The organism is Microcoleus sp. B13-B6 (assembly GCF_036705405.1).
Lineage (GTDB): Bacteria > Cyanobacteriota > Cyanobacteriia > Cyanobacteriales > Microcoleaceae > Microcoleus.
In genome coordinates this window covers 62,101-81,132 of record NZ_JAUBUJ010000005.1, presented here as the reverse complement: position 1 = coordinate 81,132, position 19,032 = coordinate 62,101, and the positions used below count along the sequence as shown (strand labels likewise).

Here is a 19,032-nt window from a genome sequence, read left to right as displayed (position 1 = left end):
GGCGCTCTGGACGATCGACCACGGTTGGCACCGGACTCGGTTAAAGGAAGTAATCGCTGGGCGCTTAATGAGAAAGTGCCTTAATTAGATAACAGAGCACTTGCATCTGTCAAGAGTTAACTAATGAAAACTTTTTGCATTTTACGGATAGGGGGGTGTTACCCCTTACTCTAGTTACACACCACTTGCCTATTATGGTTTATGGTCAGGATCAGACAAACGATCGCCTAAAATGCTAGGGCAAAAGTTAGGAAAGATCATCATATAGGAAACGATAACAGTCAACAAATTGGCTGAAAAACTCTTGATAATTAATGTCATCTAGCCTAATATGCTTAAAGTCGATAGCCGTAAAGCCCCTGAAGCTGATATCGAAGCTGGCTGGGACTGAAATCGCCCCGGAGCCTGCAGCCGAACAGCCCGACAACAAAACGTGAAAACAAGCGCTCATACCCGGATTGAAGACTCAAACGCGCTGATGAGAGACTCGTAACGCCCGACAACTGTTCACAGAAAGTCTATGTGGAAAGAATTTGACCCAACTGGTTGGCGTACTGCAAACAAGATTTATTGGCGTTGCACAATTTGAGGATGATTCTTGTGGGGAGTAGGGGTTAGGCGTCCCGCCTGCTGTGAAAATACACGCCTTCGGGCTCATGGGCCCATCTCACAAAACAATCAAAATCATCCCGCAATTATGCAACGCCTTTTTAACTTCTTCCTTCTTCCTTCTTCCTTGTTCCTTCTGCTATAGTTTCTGGCGCGAACTCAGGTGAGCTTCAATTTCCGATCGCGATCGCCATACAGGGCGCAATTCCTTACGAGCAAAGAGCTGCCACCGATCGCCGGCGTGGGGCGAACCAGGTGGAGTGGCGTTGCCGTAACTGTTTAGCGCCATCGCTTTCACCGGAAGAGAGAACTCAATCGCAGCGACAAAAGAATCGCCCGCAACCGCTTGAAAGCGATCGTCTTTCCCTGGAGCGAACCATACTGAGCGAAATACACCCAAAGCACCGTCAGCTTCATTTGCAGCCAAATTCGCCTCCCCAGGCAATCGGAAGACTAAGGTTATTTTTGGAGCTGTCCCTGTTGCCAATTTCCCTCTACCTTCGTTCCATCTGCATATAGATAAGAACCTTGCCCGTGTTTTTGCCCGTTGAGGAATTCACCTTGATAGCGATCGCCATTGGCGTAAATGCAGGTACCTTTACCGTTGAACTGACCATCGCTAAATTCGCCTTCGCAGCGATCGCCATTCTTAAAAACGTAAACTCCTTTCCCGCTCATCTTACCCTTGACAAAAGTGCCTTTATAGCTATTTCCATTGGCGAACTCACGGACACCTTCACCACTAAATTCTCCATTGTCAAACGGCCCTTGATAACGTCCCCCTTCTTTAAAAGTAAACAACCCCTGACCTTGAGTGTTGCCCTTCACAAACTCTCCTTCATAGCGGTTGCCGTTCGGATATTCGCGAACCCCTTTACCGTGAAATTGCCCTTCACTAAATTGCCCCTCATAACGGCCTCCTTCAGCAAAGGTATAAATTCCCGGCCCGTGAGGCAAGTTATTCAGCAACTCTCCTTCGTAGCGGTTCTTATTAGCATATTGACAGACCCCTTTGCCGTTAACTTTTCCTTCTTTAATATCTCCTTCGCAACGAGTACCATTACTGAAGGTAAAAGCCCCTCGGCCGCTGGGAGAACCATTAGTAAAAGAGCCTTCGTAACGAATGCCGTTAGTTGAGGTAAAAGTGCCTGTACCGTCGAACTCACCGTTTTTAAAAGTACCTTCGTAGCGGTTGCCGTTAGCAAATTCGCGGACACCTTTACCGTTGAATTCACCCAAGGCAAATTCTCCTTGGTATCGACCTTCTTCTTTAAAGGTATAGATGCCTTGACCGTGAGGTTTGCCGTTGATAAATTGGCCTTCGTAGCGATCGCCGTTGGCATATTGACAGATGCCGGAACCGCTGAGTTTTCCCTCACTCAATTCTCCCTCGCAACGTCCGCCATCGGGTAAAGTAATTACTCCTGCCATTGCGCTGTGAGGGTTGGCAAACAACAAAGCCATTCCCAAGTTGGAACCAAGTAAGAGAGCGAGTCCAACTCGCGGAAGTTTACTTAATATTGCTGACGACATTCCCAAATTCATAATTCACAAAAAATTCAACTTTTAATTTTGCTATTCCTTGGACGGTGCTATAGAATTCCCAGCCAAATTGCTAGAGTTTCAAAAAAATCCCTACTTATCGAGCTGGAAGGTAATGGATGCTCTTTCTCCTTTAATGCCACTCTCTGATGAGGCAAGTTTCCATTTTTCTACTGCTTTAATCACTGCGCGATTCAAGTCGTTGTATTTGCTAGGAGTCGAAATCTTGATGTTGAATGGCTTACCGTTGGGGTCAATGTCAAACACGACTTCCACTTCGCCTTGCCGCCCTTCTTCTCTGGCTGCGCTCGGATATTCAGGTCTACCGCAGCTAATGCAAGTGTCGGGAAGCCGGCCGGAAGAGCCCGAAGGACTCCCCCCTCTTCCCGGATTTGTCGGTTTTGGCACTGGCCCGGAACCGCTGCCAAATGGCCCTGACGAACCTCCGCCGCCATTTCCACCTCCACCGGGTGATGAGTTCGACGCACTTCCGACCGGGCTTCCGCCTCCAGGGCCTCCACCTCCAGGGCTACCAGAGGTGGCGAGGTTTCCTAAACCTCCGCTCCCATTTCCAGAATTGCCACCGCCTCCTGGCCTGGTGGCCGTGACTGGCGAGCCAGCTGCAGGTGTTCGGGGCGATCGCCCCGAACCAGTCGCAAATGGATCTGACGAAGGTATGTTGCCATTTTCCCTGGCACCGGATGGTGAGTTCGGCGCACTTCCTCCGGGGCTACCAGAGGAGGAAGGGTTTGTGAGATCCCCGATCGCATTTCCAGAGTTACTACCGCCTCCTGGCCTAGTAGCTGTGACTGGTGAGCCAGCCGCGGGCGATCGCTGTAGGGGCCCGGAAGAAGGATTTAATGGCTCATCAGAAGGCTCCCCGCTACCCGCCGAAGCAGATGACGAGAGCGGGTTATTTTTTTCAGGGCTGTCGGAGGAGTTGGGATTTCCAGCATCTTTTGTAAAGTCTGTGGAACTTCCAGCACCCTTGGGGCGGGAGGCGGTAACGGGTGGTTCGCTTTTTGGAGGATCGGGCGAGGGGGTATCCGGTTCCTTGGCGATCGGGGTTTTAGGAGTTTCTGGGGAATTGAAATCCTGTTGAGGTGGGGGGGAAGGCTCGATGGGAGTTGGTGGCGAAGTTTCCGTTAAGGGCAGCTCTTTCTTAATCTCTGGTGGTGGCGTTACCGCTACGGGTGGCTCCTCTGGAATCGGCGGTGGCGTTACCGCTACCGGCTGCTCCTCTGGAATCGGCGGGGGCGTTGCCGCTACCGGCTGCTCCTTTGGAATCGGCGGTGGCGTTACCGCTACCGGAGGCTCATCTGGAATCGGCGGTGGCGTTGCCGCTACGGGTGGCTCCTCTGGAATCGGTGGTGGCGTTGCCGCTACCGGCTGCTCCTCTGGAATCGGCGGTGGCGTTACCGCTACCGGAGGCTCCTCTGCGGGAGTTGGCTCTGGTGGCGGTTCTGGTTTAAACGTCTCAGGCGGGGGAGATGCCTTTTCTGGAATAGTCGGCTCTGGCTCGGTTTCCTCTACTTTGGGCTCATCAAGCACAACAATTTCAATTGCATCCTCTGCAAATTCCGCAGGTTTGACCAACTTGAGGCTCAACGGCAGTGCGACACCGTGCAGTAAGGTTGAGGCTAACAGACTGATCGCCAGAACTTTTTTGAGAGCTTCTTCTTGTTGTTGTCTTTGCGTCGCCGAAACATTTGAAAAACTCATGCCTTATGAATCTCCTTGATGGATGGGTTGGCAACGTCCTCGCTGGCTCCCCGACATAACCCGAAACAAGCTACCAACTGCGGGTTGAGCTTGCTATCAATGATGAACTTACCCATCCTATAAGAAGACTGTCACCCTGTTCAAGACTCTTGCAATTAATTTTCATTATTAAACTGTAAGATAGCGACTAGACGCTATCAATCAGCATTTCCTTTGGGTGCACGTCGCTCTCGTGGGTGCTGTCAATGTTCTGATTCTGGCAGGGCTAGGTGCCAAAATGCCTGAACGGCAATACTCTCGCCCGTAATCAACCAACGAATTTCCACATTCTCAAGCTTTTCATAAATTTTAATTAATTAGCAAAACCAATTAAATTGATATATTTAATAAATAATGATTATCTTATAGGGTGGCTCATGACTTGACAAACCCTAAATTTTGTGGAAACCTAGTTGAGAATCTTTTGAATTATTGAAGGTTATTGTCAAGTCCTAACGCAAATATTTAGCAAAGAAGCACTGGCAGAACAATCTGTCGCGAGCTCGGTCGGGATCACAGTAGGAGCATTTTGGGTACAGACGAAGATAGTCACATACAGGTAGTGCGATCGCGCTTGCGATCGCGCTTGAGTAAAACAATTCGCAGCCTGAATCACTTGTGCCGACTTGACGCAGAAACTCTACCAGCCTTCTCACGGGCTAATTGCACCATTAGGCAGCTTGCGATCACTCAACAGAGCTAGCGAGAGTACAAAGCAATGGATAGTTTCATTTACATTTTTCGCGCCGCAGGCATTGTTGCTTGGCCGCTGTTTGCCTCGTCAATCGCAGCAGTCGCGCTGATCGTAGAGCGTCTTGCCTTTTGGTTTAGGGTAAATAGGCGGCAGCGGCGAGTGGTGCGAGAAGTGCTACAGCTTTACAGTCAAAACCCCGATTCCGCCATCAAAAAGTTACAAGTAAACGGCGATTTGCCCCTAGCCCGGATTTTTTTAGAAGCTTTAGAATTAGACTCGCCCAACATCGAAGAATTTCGTTTGGCCCTAGAGAGTGGCGCTCAGGCAGAAATCCCCATCCTGAAGCGATTCAATACAATATTTGACACCATTATCAGCCTTTCCCCACTATTTGGGTTGCTCGGAACAGTTTTGGGGTTAATTACCACGTTTTCCTCCCTCAAACTGGGGAATGCCACGGGCACCAATGCCACAGGCGTTACTTCTGGGATTAGCGAAGCCCTCGTTTCTACGGCAATAGGGTTAGTTGTGGCAATCTTTACGCTCTTATTTGCCAATATGTTTCGCGGGTTTTACTTACAGCAGATTGCTTTTATTCAGGAAGCTGGAGGCCAGTTAGAGCTATTGTACCGTCACCGCTACGAAAAATTACCAAGAGAATCTAATTATGCGCCTACCCGATGAACCTGATAGTATTCCCCAGATTAACATCGTGCCAATGATTGATGTGGTCTTCGCGATATTGACGTTTTTAATTGTTTCCTCTCTGTCTTTATCCAAATCCGAGGGTTTGCCCGTAAATTTACCGAAAGCCTCAACCTCTCAAGTTCAGGACTCGCCTGCTAAAATTACCGTCACCATTGATGATCGGGGAAAATTAATGGTTGATAAAAAGTTAGTCAACTTAGAGCAGATTGAGAGTACAGTGCGACAGGTAATGGGGTCAAATCCGAACTCATTAATTGTGCTGAATGCGGATAAAAACGTCAATCACGGAAATGTGGTGGAAGTTATGGATCGATTACGCCGAATTAAGGGAGCTAAGTTAGGGATTGCTACCGCAAAGTAGAGAGCTAATATAATTCCTAATTTGTAATCCCTCATACTTTTAAAGTGAAATTCCTCGGTGCAAATGTACTCAAAAAGCTGGCTGGGTGACTCCCGGCGGCGAATTTGCGGGGCTGTCAACCAAGCTTGTTGAAACCTAATCACTGGCTGTCCACTTTATTCTCAATGACTGGTTGAACCTGTGGCGGCACATTATACGGAATCCGGCTTTCAAAAGTCTGAAACAAATTAGTCAGAGGTTAACCAATGATAGTTGGTTAGATTCCGAATTTCTACCTGCATATTCTCCTGGAGAAACCGACATCGTTCAATTAATATTGTTGGGAGTTCATCTATAGTTTCAACACAAGTATTAGCCAACGGTTCATCCACCAATTTCCATAACCGATCGGCTGGTTGTAACTCTGGAGAATAGAGAGGAAGATGTTCCACCAATACGCTTGGGTTAGTGCTAAAAAAACCGATCGTGCGTAGGTTGGGTTGAAAAACGAACCCTCGGTTTCACTCCGCCCAACATTTGCGTTACAATTTTCCACGGGCCCAAGCGTATTGAGTTAGAACTAGATTTTTGAGTTTTTATAGATTAAAAAGATATGAATCATGCCCGTAAGGTCAATTTTGAGAGTCCTCCAACTGGTTGATGTGCTCCTGACACAGAATTCAGGGTATTTTTACTGACTATTATCTTGGGCTAAGGACTCTCAAGAGGCACCGCAACTGCGTGTGTGCGAGTTGGGGGTGCGGAATGTGGGTTAGATGCTAGTGCAAGTCTGGGATGTACTGCTGTGTGCAAATTGGTTGATGTCCAACATATCAATGTAGCCGTTTATCTCATTTCTCCCAATCTTATCTACTCCTCTAGGTGCGATCGAGTTCTTGCAACCCTGACACCAGATTGCCCAGTTCCATGACCAAAAGAATGGGATACAAGCCCCGTCCTTATAGGACGGCTTTAATTCTATAAATTCTGGAATTAACGTCAAATATATGGTAGTATAAGACAGCAGCCTGCCCAGGTCGAACCATGCTAGTTTTTGAGTTCAAAGCCTACGGGAAAAAGCAACAATACGACAAGATCGATGAAGCTATTCGCACGGGGCAATTTATTCGGAATAAATGCCTGCGGTACTGGATGGACAATCGCGGTGTCGGCAGAAAAGAACTGTATAAATATTGCACTCAATTGCGAGCAGAGTTTGGCCTTGTCAAAGACTTGTACAGTCATGCTTGTCAAGCTGCTGTTGAAAATGCCCAACGCGCGATCGATCGGTTTTTCGACAACTGTAAAAACAAAAAGCCGGGTAAAAAGGGCTATCCGCAGTTCAAGAAAAACAGTCGCTCGATCGAGTACAAGGTTGGTGGCTGGAAACTTTCATCAGACCGGAAACGCATTAACTTTACTGATAAGAAAGGTATCGGGATGCTGAAATTAAAAGGCAGTCGAGACTTGCATTTTTATCAGATAGAGCAAATTAAAAGGGTACGGATTGTCCGACGTAGTGATGGGTATTACGTGCAATTCTGTGTCGATGCTCCTCGGAGCGCTCTCAAAGATTGCAAGTCATCCAATCGTGCGGTAGGAATTGATGTCGGAATTAAATACTTTTTGGCTGATAGTGAGGGAGGGATAGTCGAAAATCCTAAATTTTATCGCAAATCAGAAAAGCAATTAAACCGCGCCAACCGGAAAAAGTCCAAAAAGTTCAAAAAGGGTAAACCGCAATCTAATAACTACAAGAAGGCCAAAAATCGGTATGCTCGGAAACATCTAAGAGTAAGTAGGCAGCGAGAAGAGTTTGTCACTCTTAGTGGCACTCCGTTACGTCCAATCTAACGATTTGGTCGCCTATGAAGACTTAAATGTTCAGGGCATGGTAAAGAACCGAAAACTGTCTAAGTCGATTAGTGATGCCGCTTGGTCTAAGTTTCGGACGTGGTTGGATTATTTTGGGAGCGTCTACGGAACAAAAACCGTAGCTGTATCGCCCCACAATACCAGTCAGAATTGCTCGAATTGTGGCAAAAAAGTCAGTAAGTCTCTATCAACTAGAACGCACATTTGTCCGCATTGCGGGTATTCGGCAGATCGAGACACCAACGCAGCAATTAACATCTTGAAACGCGCCCAAAATACGGCGGGGCACGCCGAAATTAACGCTTGGGGAGAGATGCCCTCTAGTTTAGTTGGGGAAACCCTGCTAGGTTATGGCGACTCATTGAACCAAGAATCCCCGTCCTTATAGGATGGGGAGTGTCAAGTAAGCACCCCTAATCTTCGTTTTGTTGCTAAAACTCACCTTGGCATCGCTAAATACAACTACTGGAGTGACCTTGGTTAACTTCTTAGCTTTTTTGATGGCCGTAGCTTGGTTGGCAATCTGTGCCAGAAAATCTTTCTTAAAATCTATCAATTTCCCGTAAGATTGACGCTTGAGCACATCCCCATCCAACAGAACTACGGTTGAGTGAGACTTCACATCGGGAGCATCTCACCTTTGCAGCCCTCCGCTAGAAATTGGAGTTTTGAGGCAGGAGGCAGGAGGCAGGAGGCAGAAGGAAAGAGGCAGAAGGAAGGAGCCAGAAGGAAGGAGCCAGAAGAAGTATTTTTACAAATATGAGATGCTCCCCTTCACATCAAGGATAAAATTGACTCCTTTAGGCGATCGCAGCCACACATCGATATCGCCTACTTCCGGCAATCTTAAGTTGTACTCAGCTATCCATCCAGATTGGATTAGGGACTTCAAAACTTGCTGAATCTTTTCTTCACCACAGGCCCCTTGGTCAAATCTCTGAGACGACTTCCAAAACGTTTTCCCGTCCTCAATCAACGGAAGGGCGATTAATGCCCCTATCAAAATAGCCGCGACCAAAAATAAAAATAAAGGAGCAAAAGGTGCTACCGCGTATACCAGCAGTGGCAACAACACCAACCCTGTTGCGGCACCTTACCTGTATAAGGCTTTGGTACGAAGCTCTTTAGCATGGCGACGCAATGATTTTCCAGCATTTTCGTTATATTGCGGCTGCATAAATGCACCTATGCACTTATAGTTAACAATGAGAAAAGGTCGAATTATTTTTCTTCCTAATGACTAATGACTAATGACTAATAACTAATGACTAATAACTAATGACTAATGACTAATGACTAATGACAAAAAATTATGAGTCCCGAGTTTTGGATTCCAAGTTTATCAAAAAACTCAAACCTCAAAACTCAAGACTCAAAACTCTCTCAGCCTAAAAGCCGATCGATTCAGTCGATCGCCCGACACAAATAATCGCATCAGGGCAGCATCAATTACCGGCGACGGGGAACCATCGTCTCGATATTGATATTAGCCAGAGCCACGCGCTGCGGCGGAGTAGTAGGAATGGGCATATTGCGCGCCATACCCAAATAGTTGGACGGATCGCCAGCCTTCGCCTGCTGTTCTTGAGGAACAAAACGGCGGACACTGGTTTGCCAGATGATTTGCGGGAAGCCAAGCTGCGAACGGTGGTACTCACCGTAGCGGGGCGTCTTCAAGTTGAAAGGAGTGTCCCCTCCAACTCGCTGAGGCAAAATTCGGCGCTGCTGGTAAGGTATTGTGTCATAGCCGAACTTTTCCAGGTACTCTTCGCTATTGACCAACTCGTCAATAAAGCCTTGAGGCCCCTTATTGGCTACCACGATCGACCAAGCAATCTTTTCGCGCTCGCTGTACACATCCCGGCCCAAAATGCGCTGCACGCACATTTCCACAAACCGGTAATTGCTGTTAGTTTGATAATTCCGCTCCAAGAAAGGAGAAGAAGTCGCCAAACCGCGAATAAAGTCCCGCACAGTAATTTGGCCGAACTTGAGTTGCGACTCCAAAGACTTTTGGCGGTTGCTCTTGAGGATTTGGTGTTCGCTGTAAATCTGGCGATATCCAGCCCAAATCAAATTTTCCATGTCTCCAGACGAGAGCACATTTTCAGTTGTGAAAATTCTCGGCTGCTCGTCGCCGCCTACTTCAAAACCCGCAACGCGCTGGTTTTGGCTCTTGGGGGCGTAGCTTAATAAAGGAAGCGCCACGTTAAAATCTCCGTTATCTCAAATTTCAGAAATAGTTGACACCGTGAGCTGCCAGCATAACGGATACAACTAACCAACATACAGATTAGGGGATTCCCGCAATCTAAATCTGATTTTCCTGAATTTTTGCAACAATCTGTAACATTTGTTGACTGTTGTCAGTTGTCAGTGGGCAGTGGGCAGTGGGCAGTGGGCAGTGGGCAGTGGGCAGTGGGCAGTGGGCAGTGGGCAGTCAGCAGTCAACAGTCCACAGTCAACATCCAACAGCCAAATTACCAACCCAGAGCCGAATAAAACTCGCTGGCGGCCACTTGATCTGCTGCCGCTTCTGATGTTGCATCCGAGTCTGGTTGCACCCGAATTTCGGTACAAAAAGTCGATGTGCTGAAACCGCCAAAGCGCTTTACGGTACTCGTCCGCATCCGCACGTTCGGATTAGCAAACCAGAAACGCTCGATCGAACTCATCGTCTCGTATTCCGTAATCAGCAGCAGCCCATCCTCGTCATCCATCTCAAAACGGCCAGCCACCGGCACAATTTCCGCATAGCCGCGTTCCCGCAACATCAAACCCTGCCGGGGATTTTCAGGATCGGGGACGATCGCGAACACCGTAGACCCTTTATGATTCTCATCATCCTTATCCCACGCCATCGAGCCGTGCCAAGTCACAAAAGCCCCCCCAGCAGCCCGGCTCGGATCAACTTCGTGCATCTTGCAAATATCGGCCACTCGCGCGTCATCCGCACCCAGCGCCGTTACCTGAATATTTGAATCCCCAATCTCCGCTTGGCGGAAAGCGAGGTGGTGAGTGCTGCGCTGAGAACGCCACTCCCCAGCACTGCTTTGAAAAAACTCCATTGCATCCATACGAACTAGCTCCTTTGGCTTAGGCTTCCCTGTCTTTACGCCTTTTTATGATAAGGCTCCCCCCACTTTGATGTACTTTTGCGACACAAATTAGTTTCAAAATGTCTACTTTGGACATATTGTCAAGGGAATGTTATGATAGTTTACAATGTAGGAGACACAACAAATCCTGCGAAACGTCATTGCGATCAATTTCGCATTAATCTCAGCAAACTGGAGGAGCGATTTATGGATATGCCTACAACCAGCCTCAGCATGGAACAGCAGTTCAAACTTCAAGTGCTGCGCGAAGAAGTCAAAAGGTTAAGCCAAGACCAAGCTCAGGAATACTTGCTCGAAGTTATGCGGCAAAGTATGGTTAAAGAAAACCTGTTCAAGCATTGGATGAAGAATATTTGACACTCCCCGCGCTGAAGCTGCGGGGATTCTTAAGACCATAATTTAAGTCTTAAAGGCGCTGACAAAGCACCCCTACCGATTCCGCTTAGATCGAGTCCAAGCATTATCGCTACTTTTCTACCAATGTTCCCACAACCATTGCAATCTGCATTAATCAACCAACCTTGAGCTGTTCTGTACAAACCACGCTTAACTCGTTTGCCAGTTGGAAGCCACCCTTCGGGTTTTTCGCCGAATGTAGGTAGCGAATCATTATCAACAAACGACGCTTTGGATGAATAAGATTCTTCCGTTTCCACAAATTTCAATCCGTACTGCTCACAAAGTTGAGCAATTCTATCTTTTAATCGGCCCGTAGGGATTTGCACAAACTTTTGATTAGTTGTGTTTCCCATATTGGCAGATTTTTTTTGTCCCTTATTCCAGCCGAATACAATCGTTCCTATCCGATTTTTTAAGCTGTGGTTTATTACCTTCCTTGCTGCCTTGTTGACGGCATCTCGCATTTGGCGGTTACGTTTCTCTGTTAAGCAGGCAAGTCTTTTAGACCAGAATTCATTAGCTTTTCCCTTCATCAGAAATGCCACCCGTTTGTTGTATCCCTGATTGAGCGATTTTAAATGCCTGCCATCAACAATAAAACTTGTACCGACATTGCTCACGCAAGTTAGCCAGTTATCTACGCCGTGGTCAATCATTAAGCACTTAGTCGGGTCTATATCTGCCTGTATTTGGTTTACTTTGTAGACCAATTCTAGGTAGAAACAGCCGTTACGAGGAAGAATGCGATACTCTCGAATCGACTTAAAATCAAGATTAGAGGGTATCGGTAAAAAGAACGCATCTAAGCCGAACCACGCTTTAACCTTGCTTCCAAGGGGGAATCTCAACATTCCATCTTTGAGTTTTACCGACCTACCTGTAAATGTCACAAGTGCCCTTCCGCCTTGACGATATTTTGGTAGTTTCGGGCGTTCCGTAATTACCCCACTTTTAAAAGCTCTTAGTAATCCCATAAATGACTTAAAAGACTCTGCTACGCCCGTCAATATTTGTTGGGCAGTATCAGAGTAGAACGCTTGATAGTGTCGGTTCCGATTTTCAGTCCCCAAAACTTTGTGCAACTGAGCACGGCTTGGGATTTTACCAGTTTTAAAGTATAGCTGGCGGCCATAGTAAGTTCCGCAATTAGAAAGCTTGGCAGCTTCGGAACACAGGTATTCAAGAATAGCTTGAACATCTGAATCAGCCCGAATTACATTTTGTTGACAGCCAAACATGAGTAGTCCTCCTTGTTGTAATATAATACAGCAAAACACCGGAAAAGAGCGTGAACAAACGTTGAGATTTTTTAGAGGCAGGAATCTAAATTGGCACTCGTTGAAGATCGCTGCAAATCTGTAGATAGAACTAAAACTGATGTATTTATAGTCAATCAGGAGCCTCAAGGTTAAGGAAAAGCCGTCCTGAAAGGACGGGGCTTCAGCCCTCCGCTACGCTCCGCCCAGTTTTTTGGTGAACTCTTCGAGCATTTCTTCACAAAAATCAGCGGCTTGTATCTGCAAAAAATGCGATCGAGCTATTAAACATAAAACCCAGAATCCCGCCTTCTCCAAGAAAGCGGGATTCTAAATTCAGAAAAGTTTTACGAGGTTTTTTTTGTCGCTACCAGACTCAGTAAATTAAATGTTTTTAGTCTCTTAAAGAGGGACGATAGTTTTTGTAGCGACACGTTTCAACCTGTCGGGGACTCAACCAAAACGGCCACTCACATAATCTAAAGTAGACTCTTCCTTCGGAGTTTGGAAAATTACCTCAGTCTTGTCACACTCCACAAGATAGCCAAACCGCTTCCCATCGTCAGAAAGTTTAGCATTGAAAAAAGCTGTGAGGTCAGAAACCCGAGAAGCCTGCTGCATATTGTGAGTAACGATCACAATCGTATACTTCTCCTTGAGTTCCCGCATCAACTCCTCAATCTTAATCGTAGAAATCGGGTCAAGAGAAGCGCAAGGTTCATCCATTAACACTACATCAGGATTAATCGCGATCGCCCTAGCAATACACAAACGCTGCTGCTGGCCACCCGAAAGAGAAAAACCGCTTTGCTTCAACTTATCCTTCACCTCATCCCACAAATAAGCTTGGCTGAGCGATTTTTCCACCAGCTCATCCATATCCCCCTTATAATTGTTCACCCTCGCACCGTAAGCAATATTGTCATAAATCGACTTCGGGAAAGGATTCGGCTTTTGAAACACCATCCCAATCTTGCGGCGCACCTCCACAGCATCAATATCAGGATCGTAAAGATTTTGACCCTTGTAATCAATTCTACCCTCTAAACGAAAACCGTTAACTAAATCGTTGAGGCGGTTAAAACATCGCAGAATTGTACTTTTACCGCAGCCAGACGGCCCAATCAAGGCAGTAATGCGATTTTTAGGAATTTCCATTGAAACATTTTTAACCGCGTGAAAAGCGCCGTAAAAAATATTGATATTCTCTGTCCGCAAAACTGTTTCCGTTTGCTTGTCTAAATCCATCATCATACAGGTAACAATCCTCTCAAATTTTACTCAAAACCTGGGTTACATTCGGCCTTCACCATAAGTGCATGAATGCCTTTTTAAAACTCACCCTTTAATACACTTTTTTGTGAGTAGCCCAGCGAGAAAGAATACTCGTCAGCAAAACCATAAACACCAAAATCAAAGATGCAGCCCAAGCCAATTCTTTCTGTGCCTTAAAAGGAACCGTTGCAAAGTTGTACACCAAAACCGAAAGACTCGGAGTTGGCTTATCAAATCCTGCCGGCCAAAAAGGCGAATTCAGCGCCGTGAAAATCAAAGGAGCAGTTTCTCCAGCAGCGCGAGCAATTGCCAGCGTCACACCCGTTAAAATAGCCGGAATTGCCGCAGGCAAAACCACCTGCAACACCGTTTGATAATTAGAAGCACCCACACCAACCGACGCCCATCTAATATCTTGCGGGACGATTTGTAGAGCTTCGTCAGTAGTCCGCACAATCGTCGGCAACATCAGCACGGCCAGCGCCGCGCCCCCTGCAATTGCCGAAAAACCTCCCATATTTACCACGAACAAACCGTAGGCAAATACCCCTGCAATAATCGAAGGAACGCCGCTGAGGACATTAGTAGCAAAGCGTACCCAGCGAGCTACTTGGCCGCTGCTGAATTCCGACAAATAAACGGCGGCCAATACGCCAAAAGGAACAGCAATTAAAGAAGCAATTCCCACCGTCATCAATGTACCGAGAATTGCATTAGCAATACCGCCTCCCGATAGTCCGGGCGGCGGTGGCAGCTTGGTAAACAAGTCTAAATTCAGGCGATTGAAACCTTGTACGGTGACATAGGAAAGAACTGCAAACAAAGGCAGCAGAGTGATGGCCAGACTAGCTCCAGCCAATACAGTCATCCCCAGACTAAACAGCGCTTGCGGGCTGTTTTTAACCTTCTTTAAACTGCCTGTTTTCGATACCAAAGGATTCTCATCGGAGACGCTATTTGACATAAACTAAAAATATGTAGGAAATGGCGGCAAACTTCTAGTTGTACTTCGCTCTTACTTGAGAAACAATCCACTCTGCCAAAATATTAACAATCAGTGTCATAATAAACAGAATTAGCCCAGTGTACATCAGAGCTGCTACTTGCAACCCGGAGGCTTCCGCAAACTGATTTGCCATCAGAGAAGCAATTGTATTTGCCGGAGCTAGCACAGAAAGACTTAACTGATTGGAATTGCCAATTAACAGAGTCGCAGCCATTGTTTCTCCCATCGCGCGACCGAGCCCAAGCATAATTCCGCCGACAATGCCGGAAAAAGCCGCCGGTACGAGTACCCTAAAAATCGTTGTCCACCGAGTAGCCCCTAAACCTAGAGATGCTTGTCGCAAATCGGGCGGGAGACTTGCCAAAGAGTCGCGGGAGATAGCAGTAATAATGGGCAAAGTCATGATTCCCAAAATTACTCCTGCTGGTAACATTCCCGGCCCAACTGGCGAGGTGCTAAAAATCGGCAGCCATCCGAAAGTGCCGTTGAGAAACTTGCCGAGAGTGGTAATCAGGGGAATCAATACAGCAATTCCCCACAAACCGTAGACTACGCTGGGAATGGCAGCTAAAAGTTCTACTAAAAAAACCAAAGCTGTGCGGACTGGCAGCGGCAAAAAATCTTCACTCAAGAAGATGGCAGTCCCTACTCCTAATGGTACAGCAATTAGGAGCGCGATCGCCGAACTGACGATCGTCCCGTAAATCATCGGCAGTGCACCGTACTCTTCTTTAACCGGATTCCAGCTACTGCCAAATAGAAATCCCAAACCGTACTCTTGAATCGCCGGTAAAGCCCTGTAACCAACGGTGAGGGCGATTACCAGCAAAATTACACCAACTCCTATTCCCAAAATCCGCGTCAGCCAGATAAAGCCTTGATCTAAGGATTTTTCTGCCCCAGAGCGCGATCGGCTCTGTGATGGAGCGCTGTTATTATCTGAAATCATAGAAAAAAAAACCAAATATATAGTAGCGGAAAATAGCCTGTTTCGGAAAAAGCTAGAAGGAAGCAGAAAGAAAGACGATAAATAAAATCAAAGAGGGGCGGGTTTATTAATCCCCTGACTTTTCAACAAATATTTCTGGTAAAACCCGCCCCTACAGAAATATCTCTCTTTTTTTCTTCCTTCTTCCCTCTTTCTTCTTCCGTCTTCCTTCTTCCTTCTTCCCTCTTCCTTCTTCCTTCAATTACTATTTGGCAACCTCAATCTTGTAGTCTGGGCTGATGCCGTCAGCGGCCGCGGCTACTTTTTCTTTAACGTTTTGGGGCAGAGGAACGTAGCCCAATTCGGAACTAACTTTTTGACCTTCATTCAAGCCGTATTCAACCATTGCCTCGATGGTTTTGGCTTTGTTGGGGTCAGTAACTGTTTTGGGGACTAGCATCCAAGTGTAGGTGACAATTGGATAGGATTGAGCGCCTTCGGGGTCTTCGATAAATGCTCGCAGGTTTTCCGGCAGCGGCACAGTCGCTAAAGCTTGAGAAGCTGACTCGTCGTTAGGTACTACAAATGTGCCTGCTTTGTTTTCCAAAGATGCAAATTTGAGATTGTTGTTTTTGGCGTAGCCGTATTCTACGTAGCCGATGCTGCCGACGGTTTGCAGGAGTTGGGCTGTGACGCCTTCGTTGCCTTTTGCGCCTACGCCTACGGGCCACTGTACTGTTTTGCCGTCGCCTACTGCACTTTTCCAGTCGGGGCTGATGGCACTCAGGTGTTTGGTGAAGACGGCGGTGGTACCGCTACCGTCGGAACGGTGGACGATGGTGATGGCTTGGTCTGGCAATTTAGCGCCCGGGTTTGCCGCTGCAATTTTGGGATCGTTCCAGTTGGTAATTTTACCGGCGAAGATATCTGTGTAAACGTCTCTCGGCAGTTTCAGTGGTTCGGTTAAGTCTGGCAGGTTGTAGCCCAGGACGATGCTGCCGGCTGTCATGGGCAGCAGTATCACGCCTTTGTCTGCTGGAACTTTGGCGATTTCGTCGTCTTTCATGCCGGTGTCGCTGGCCCCAAAGTCTACTGTGCCTTTGGTAAATTGTTCGACTCCGGCCCCGCTGCCTACTGATTGATAGTTAATTTGTACTTTGGGGTTGATTTTGTTGAAGTCTTGAAACCAACGCTGGTACAGGGGGGCGGGGAATGAGGCGCCGGCTGCGGTGATGGCTACGTCTGAGGCTAGGGCGAGTTTGGTGTTTTCCGCTGTGCCCGTGGCTGCAACGGGGGATGCGCCGGGGGATGCTGCGGTGTCGCCGCCGGGGCTGGGGCTGGTGCTCGTGTTTGGGCTGTCACTGCGGCAAGCTGCTACACTGAGGGCGATCGCCATTACGGTAATTGCTGTAGTCAGACGCTTTGGATTAATCAAGTTGAGACGAAAAAGCATAGGTATAAAAAATCTGCGATCGTTATATGGGTGTCCCGCATCAGCATAGCGCGCAAAAGTAAAGGTTAGGTTAAGAATCTTTACACTTAATGGCAATTTAATATTAATTAATATTATTAATGTTATATATGAGCTTGACAAGTGTCAACATATAAGGTATATGGCAGAAACCGAGCTACGGAAACAAGCAGTCGATCGCCCGTTAGCGAAGCCCTCGAAGAGGATCGCGAAAAATTCCCTATTAAATTATCACAAGATCGAGGCTTGAGAATCAGAAAACAATACAATGGTGGTTATTTTGATAGTAGTGCTATTATTAAGAATTTAAAAGCTGCGGGCATGGAAGCTTGCATCTGACAAATACATTCTGAGGAATGCCGTTTGATGATATAGCAACCGCCCTGACGGTTAGGACGTTCTTAATTGCACAAACATAAACGGTCGATTGCAACTTCGGTCTTCCTTCTTTCTTCTGCTATAATGCCTGCTCCTATTGAATTAATCTGGGCTGTTATTGGTTTGCTCCTGACGATAGGAGGCACTTTTTTGCCTGCATCTGTCACAATTCCGATTGGGTTGTGGGACGATCGAGGACTTCAGGCGTACTCTTTAGGTGTTACCTATCAAATTGGAGCCGTTTTGCTAGTAGGCTGCATGGGGGGGAAAAATGCTGCGGCTCTCTCGCAAATTGCCTATTTGGCATTAGGATTAACTTTGTGGCCAGTTTTTTCTCAAGGCGGCGGCATCGGCTATCTCAAAGAAGCGAGTTTTGGGTATTTGCTGGGTTTTGTGCCTGGTGCTTGGGTGTGCGGCTGGGTGGCTTTTAAGGTGGCTTCGCGGCTGGAATCTATGGCTTTTAGCTGTTTGTGCGGTTTGTTCACTGTTCACGCGATCGGCTTAATTTATCTAATTTTTACTTACTTGCTGCCTCCGGCAAAAACAACACCTTTATTCGATGAGATTCTTAAATATTCGGTTTATCCCCTGCCGGGACAATTGGCGGTAGTTTGTGCGATCGCAGTGCTGTCATTTACTTTGCGCCGCTTGATGTTTTATTGATTGCGAAGGAAGTTCGGCAACGGATTATGTAACGGATGTAACGGATGTAACGGATGTAACGGATGTAACGGATGTCAGGAAGAAGAAAGAAGGAAGAAGGAAGGAAGAGGGAAGAGGGAAGAGGGAAGAAGGAAGAGGGAAGGAGGAAGAGGTAACAGGTAATTGTGCAAAATAAGGTTATACTATACATTGCCAAACGGGAGAGTCATCTCGCTGCGGCTGGGATTGCTTTTATCCACTGCATTTTGCTCGCAATGACAAGTGAGATTGGAGTAAATTCTCTCATGTCCGATGCCCCATTTTCTATTGCTTAATTCATGCGTTTTAAAAGAAATCCCTTGTTCTGGGTTGCTGCTGTTATCAGTTTAGTTTTAGACCACCTGGCTAAGTTTTGGGTGGTGCAAAATTTTGAATTGACGGTTCCTCCGCAAACGCAGCCACTGTTACCTGGGGTGTTTCACTTCACTTATGTTGTTAATACCGGTGCGGCTTTTAGTCTGTTCAGCAATGGCGGGGCGATTTGGTTGCGCTGGCTGTCTTTGGCCGTTAGTGTCGGATTGATGGTACTAGCTTGGTTCGGGCCGCGAATTAACCGCTGGGAACAAGCTGGCTACGGTTTGATTTTGGGGGGAGCACTGGGGAACGGGATCGATCGATTTGTTTCGGGCCACGTTGTAGATTTTATCGATTTTCGGATAATTCGGTTCCCGGTATTTAATCTGGCCGATGTGTTTATTAATGCTGGGATTATCTGTTTGCTGATTGCAACTTTTCACAGTCCACCGCCGCCGAGAAGGCAAGACGATGGCGATTCTATTTCAGAGTAAATTTGAAGAAGCAATAAGGAAGTTCGCCAACCGATTCGCTTTCTTCGGATGTAACGGATGTAACAGCTAACTAACTGTAGGCTGCGTCAGGGGGGAGATTCTTAGTTTGTGGTCGCCACATTCAACCCTGACGCACCCTACAATGACTTTGGAAATGGCTTAAAATGAGATAAGAACAGAC

General features: G+C 47.0%; 22 protein-coding genes. 9 read left to right on the top strand and 13 right to left on the bottom strand.

Annotated features, from left to right (window positions below; all coding sequences use genetic code 11):
* Window positions 1–748: 748 nt before the first annotated feature.
* From QUB35_RS03800 to QUB35_RS03790, 3 genes are all read right to left on the bottom strand, one after another.
* Complete coding sequence (locus QUB35_RS03800) at window positions 749–1,096, bottom strand: penicillin acylase family protein (protein WP_333139520.1); 348 nt, start codon at window positions 1,094–1,096, stop codon at window positions 749–751.
* Window positions 1,069–2,142: a hypothetical protein gene (locus QUB35_RS03795; RefSeq protein ID WP_333139518.1), complete on the bottom strand. Its 1,074-nt coding sequence runs from the start codon at window positions 2,140–2,142 to the stop codon at window positions 1,069–1,071. The genes QUB35_RS03800 and QUB35_RS03795 overlap by 28 nt, the downstream gene beginning before the upstream one ends.
* Window positions 2,143–2,244: 102 nt before the next feature.
* Window positions 2,245–3,873, bottom strand: coding sequence for a TonB family protein (locus QUB35_RS03790; protein ID WP_333139516.1), 1,629 nt, complete (start codon window positions 3,871–3,873; stop codon window positions 2,245–2,247).
* A 568-nt stretch (window positions 3,874–4,441) separates the two neighbouring features.
* Here QUB35_RS03790 and QUB35_RS03785 point away from each other — a divergent pair.
* The 3 genes from QUB35_RS03785 to QUB35_RS03775 are packed head-to-tail and all read left to right on the top strand — an operon-like array spanning window position 4,442 to window position 5,675.
* Entirely contained in the window at window positions 4,442–4,615 is a 174-nt protein-coding gene (locus tag QUB35_RS03785) for a hypothetical protein (protein ID WP_333139514.1), read from the top strand.
* 15 nt (window positions 4,616–4,630) lie between these two features.
* The gene (locus QUB35_RS03780; RefSeq protein WP_333139512.1) at window positions 4,631–5,290 is read left to right on the top strand and encodes a MotA/TolQ/ExbB proton channel family protein; all 660 of its coding nucleotides are present in this window, start codon (window positions 4,631–4,633) and stop codon (window positions 5,288–5,290) included.
* Window positions 5,274–5,675 (top strand): biopolymer transporter ExbD, encoded by a 402-nt coding sequence (locus QUB35_RS03775; protein ID WP_333139509.1) that lies wholly within the window; start codon window positions 5,274–5,276, stop codon window positions 5,673–5,675. The genes QUB35_RS03780 and QUB35_RS03775 overlap by 17 nt, the downstream gene beginning before the upstream one ends.
* Before the next feature lie 227 nt (window positions 5,676–5,902).
* On the opposite strand, the gene QUB35_RS03770 is transcribed toward QUB35_RS03775, so the two are convergent.
* On the bottom strand, window positions 5,903–6,106 hold the full coding sequence (locus QUB35_RS03770; protein ID WP_445252010.1) for a hypothetical protein: 204 nt from the start codon (window positions 6,104–6,106) through the stop codon (window positions 5,903–5,905).
* A gap of 592 nt (window positions 6,107–6,698) precedes the next feature.
* Between QUB35_RS03770 and QUB35_RS03765 the strand changes: the two genes are divergently transcribed.
* Both QUB35_RS03765 and QUB35_RS03760 read left to right on the top strand, forming a co-directional pair.
* Window positions 6,699–7,508, top strand: coding sequence for a transposase (locus tag QUB35_RS03765; RefSeq protein ID WP_333139508.1), 810 nt, complete (start codon window positions 6,699–6,701; stop codon window positions 7,506–7,508).
* Window positions 7,483–7,917: a transposase gene (locus tag QUB35_RS03760; RefSeq protein ID WP_333139506.1), complete on the top strand. Its 435-nt coding sequence runs from the start codon at window positions 7,483–7,485 to the stop codon at window positions 7,915–7,917. The genes QUB35_RS03765 and QUB35_RS03760 overlap by 26 nt, the downstream gene beginning before the upstream one ends.
* On the opposite strand, the gene QUB35_RS03755 is transcribed toward QUB35_RS03760, so the two are convergent.
* From QUB35_RS03755 to QUB35_RS03740, 4 genes are all read right to left on the bottom strand, one after another.
* Window positions 7,912–8,151 carry a hypothetical protein gene (locus QUB35_RS03755; RefSeq protein WP_333139504.1) on the bottom strand — a complete coding sequence of 80 codons (240 nt, stop codon included), beginning with the start codon at window positions 8,149–8,151 and terminating at the stop codon, window positions 7,912–7,914. The two genes, QUB35_RS03760 and QUB35_RS03755, sit on opposite strands and share 6 nt — an antisense overlap.
* Before the next feature lie 129 nt (window positions 8,152–8,280).
* Window positions 8,281–8,598 (bottom strand): NERD domain-containing protein, encoded by a 318-nt coding sequence (locus tag QUB35_RS03750; protein WP_333139502.1) that lies wholly within the window; start codon window positions 8,596–8,598, stop codon window positions 8,281–8,283.
* A gap of 380 nt (window positions 8,599–8,978) precedes the next feature.
* A complete protein-coding gene (locus tag QUB35_RS03745; protein ID WP_333139500.1) occupies window positions 8,979–9,737 on the bottom strand; it encodes a phycobilisome rod-core linker polypeptide in 759 nt (252 codons plus the stop codon).
* Window positions 9,738–10,009: 272 nt separating this feature from the next.
* Window positions 10,010–10,606, bottom strand: a complete 597-nt coding sequence (locus QUB35_RS03740) for a phycobiliprotein lyase (protein ID WP_333139497.1) — start codon at window positions 10,604–10,606, stop codon at window positions 10,010–10,012.
* A gap of 228 nt (window positions 10,607–10,834) precedes the next feature.
* On the opposite strand from QUB35_RS03740, the gene QUB35_RS03735 reads away from it, so the two are divergent.
* The gene (locus QUB35_RS03735) at window positions 10,835–11,005 is read left to right on the top strand and encodes an NblA/ycf18 family protein (RefSeq protein ID WP_333139495.1); all 171 of its coding nucleotides are present in this window, start codon (window positions 10,835–10,837) and stop codon (window positions 11,003–11,005) included.
* A 29-nt stretch (window positions 11,006–11,034) separates the two neighbouring features.
* Here QUB35_RS03735 and QUB35_RS03730 read toward each other — a convergent pair whose 3' ends face one another.
* The 5 genes from QUB35_RS03730 to pstS form a co-directional block, all read right to left on the bottom strand.
* Window positions 11,035–12,285, bottom strand: a complete 1,251-nt coding sequence (locus QUB35_RS03730) for a transposase (RefSeq protein ID WP_333139493.1) — start codon at window positions 12,283–12,285, stop codon at window positions 11,035–11,037.
* 471 nt (window positions 12,286–12,756) lie between these two features.
* On the bottom strand, window positions 12,757–13,557 hold the full coding sequence (gene pstB, locus QUB35_RS03725) for a phosphate ABC transporter ATP-binding protein PstB (protein ID WP_333139491.1): 801 nt from the start codon (window positions 13,555–13,557) through the stop codon (window positions 12,757–12,759).
* A 91-nt stretch (window positions 13,558–13,648) separates the two neighbouring features.
* Complete coding sequence (pstA, locus tag QUB35_RS03720; RefSeq protein WP_333139489.1) at window positions 13,649–14,542, bottom strand: phosphate ABC transporter permease PstA; 894 nt, start codon at window positions 14,540–14,542, stop codon at window positions 13,649–13,651.
* 34 nt (window positions 14,543–14,576) lie between these two features.
* Window positions 14,577–15,533, bottom strand: coding sequence for a phosphate ABC transporter permease subunit PstC (gene pstC, locus QUB35_RS03715; RefSeq protein ID WP_333139487.1), 957 nt, complete (start codon window positions 15,531–15,533; stop codon window positions 14,577–14,579).
* Between the two features lie 244 nt (window positions 15,534–15,777).
* Entirely contained in the window at window positions 15,778–16,965 is a 1,188-nt protein-coding gene (pstS, locus tag QUB35_RS03710) for a phosphate ABC transporter substrate-binding protein PstS (RefSeq protein WP_333139621.1), read from the bottom strand.
* Window positions 16,966–17,106: 141 nt separating this feature from the next.
* Here pstS and QUB35_RS03705 point away from each other — a divergent pair, with 141 nt between their 5' ends.
* The 3 genes from QUB35_RS03705 to lspA all read left to right on the top strand — a co-directional run bounded on the left by QUB35_RS03705 (window position 17,107) and on the right by lspA (window position 18,851).
* Complete coding sequence (locus tag QUB35_RS03705; RefSeq protein ID WP_333139485.1) at window positions 17,107–17,322, top strand: hypothetical protein; 216 nt, start codon at window positions 17,107–17,109, stop codon at window positions 17,320–17,322.
* Between the two features lie 123 nt (window positions 17,323–17,445).
* Window positions 17,446–18,024, top strand: coding sequence for a biotin transporter BioY (locus QUB35_RS03700; protein ID WP_333139483.1), 579 nt, complete (start codon window positions 17,446–17,448; stop codon window positions 18,022–18,024).
* Between the two features lie 317 nt (window positions 18,025–18,341).
* Entirely contained in the window at window positions 18,342–18,851 is a 510-nt protein-coding gene (lspA, locus tag QUB35_RS03695) for a signal peptidase II (protein ID WP_333139481.1), read from the top strand.
* Window positions 18,852–19,032: the final 181 nt, after the last annotated feature.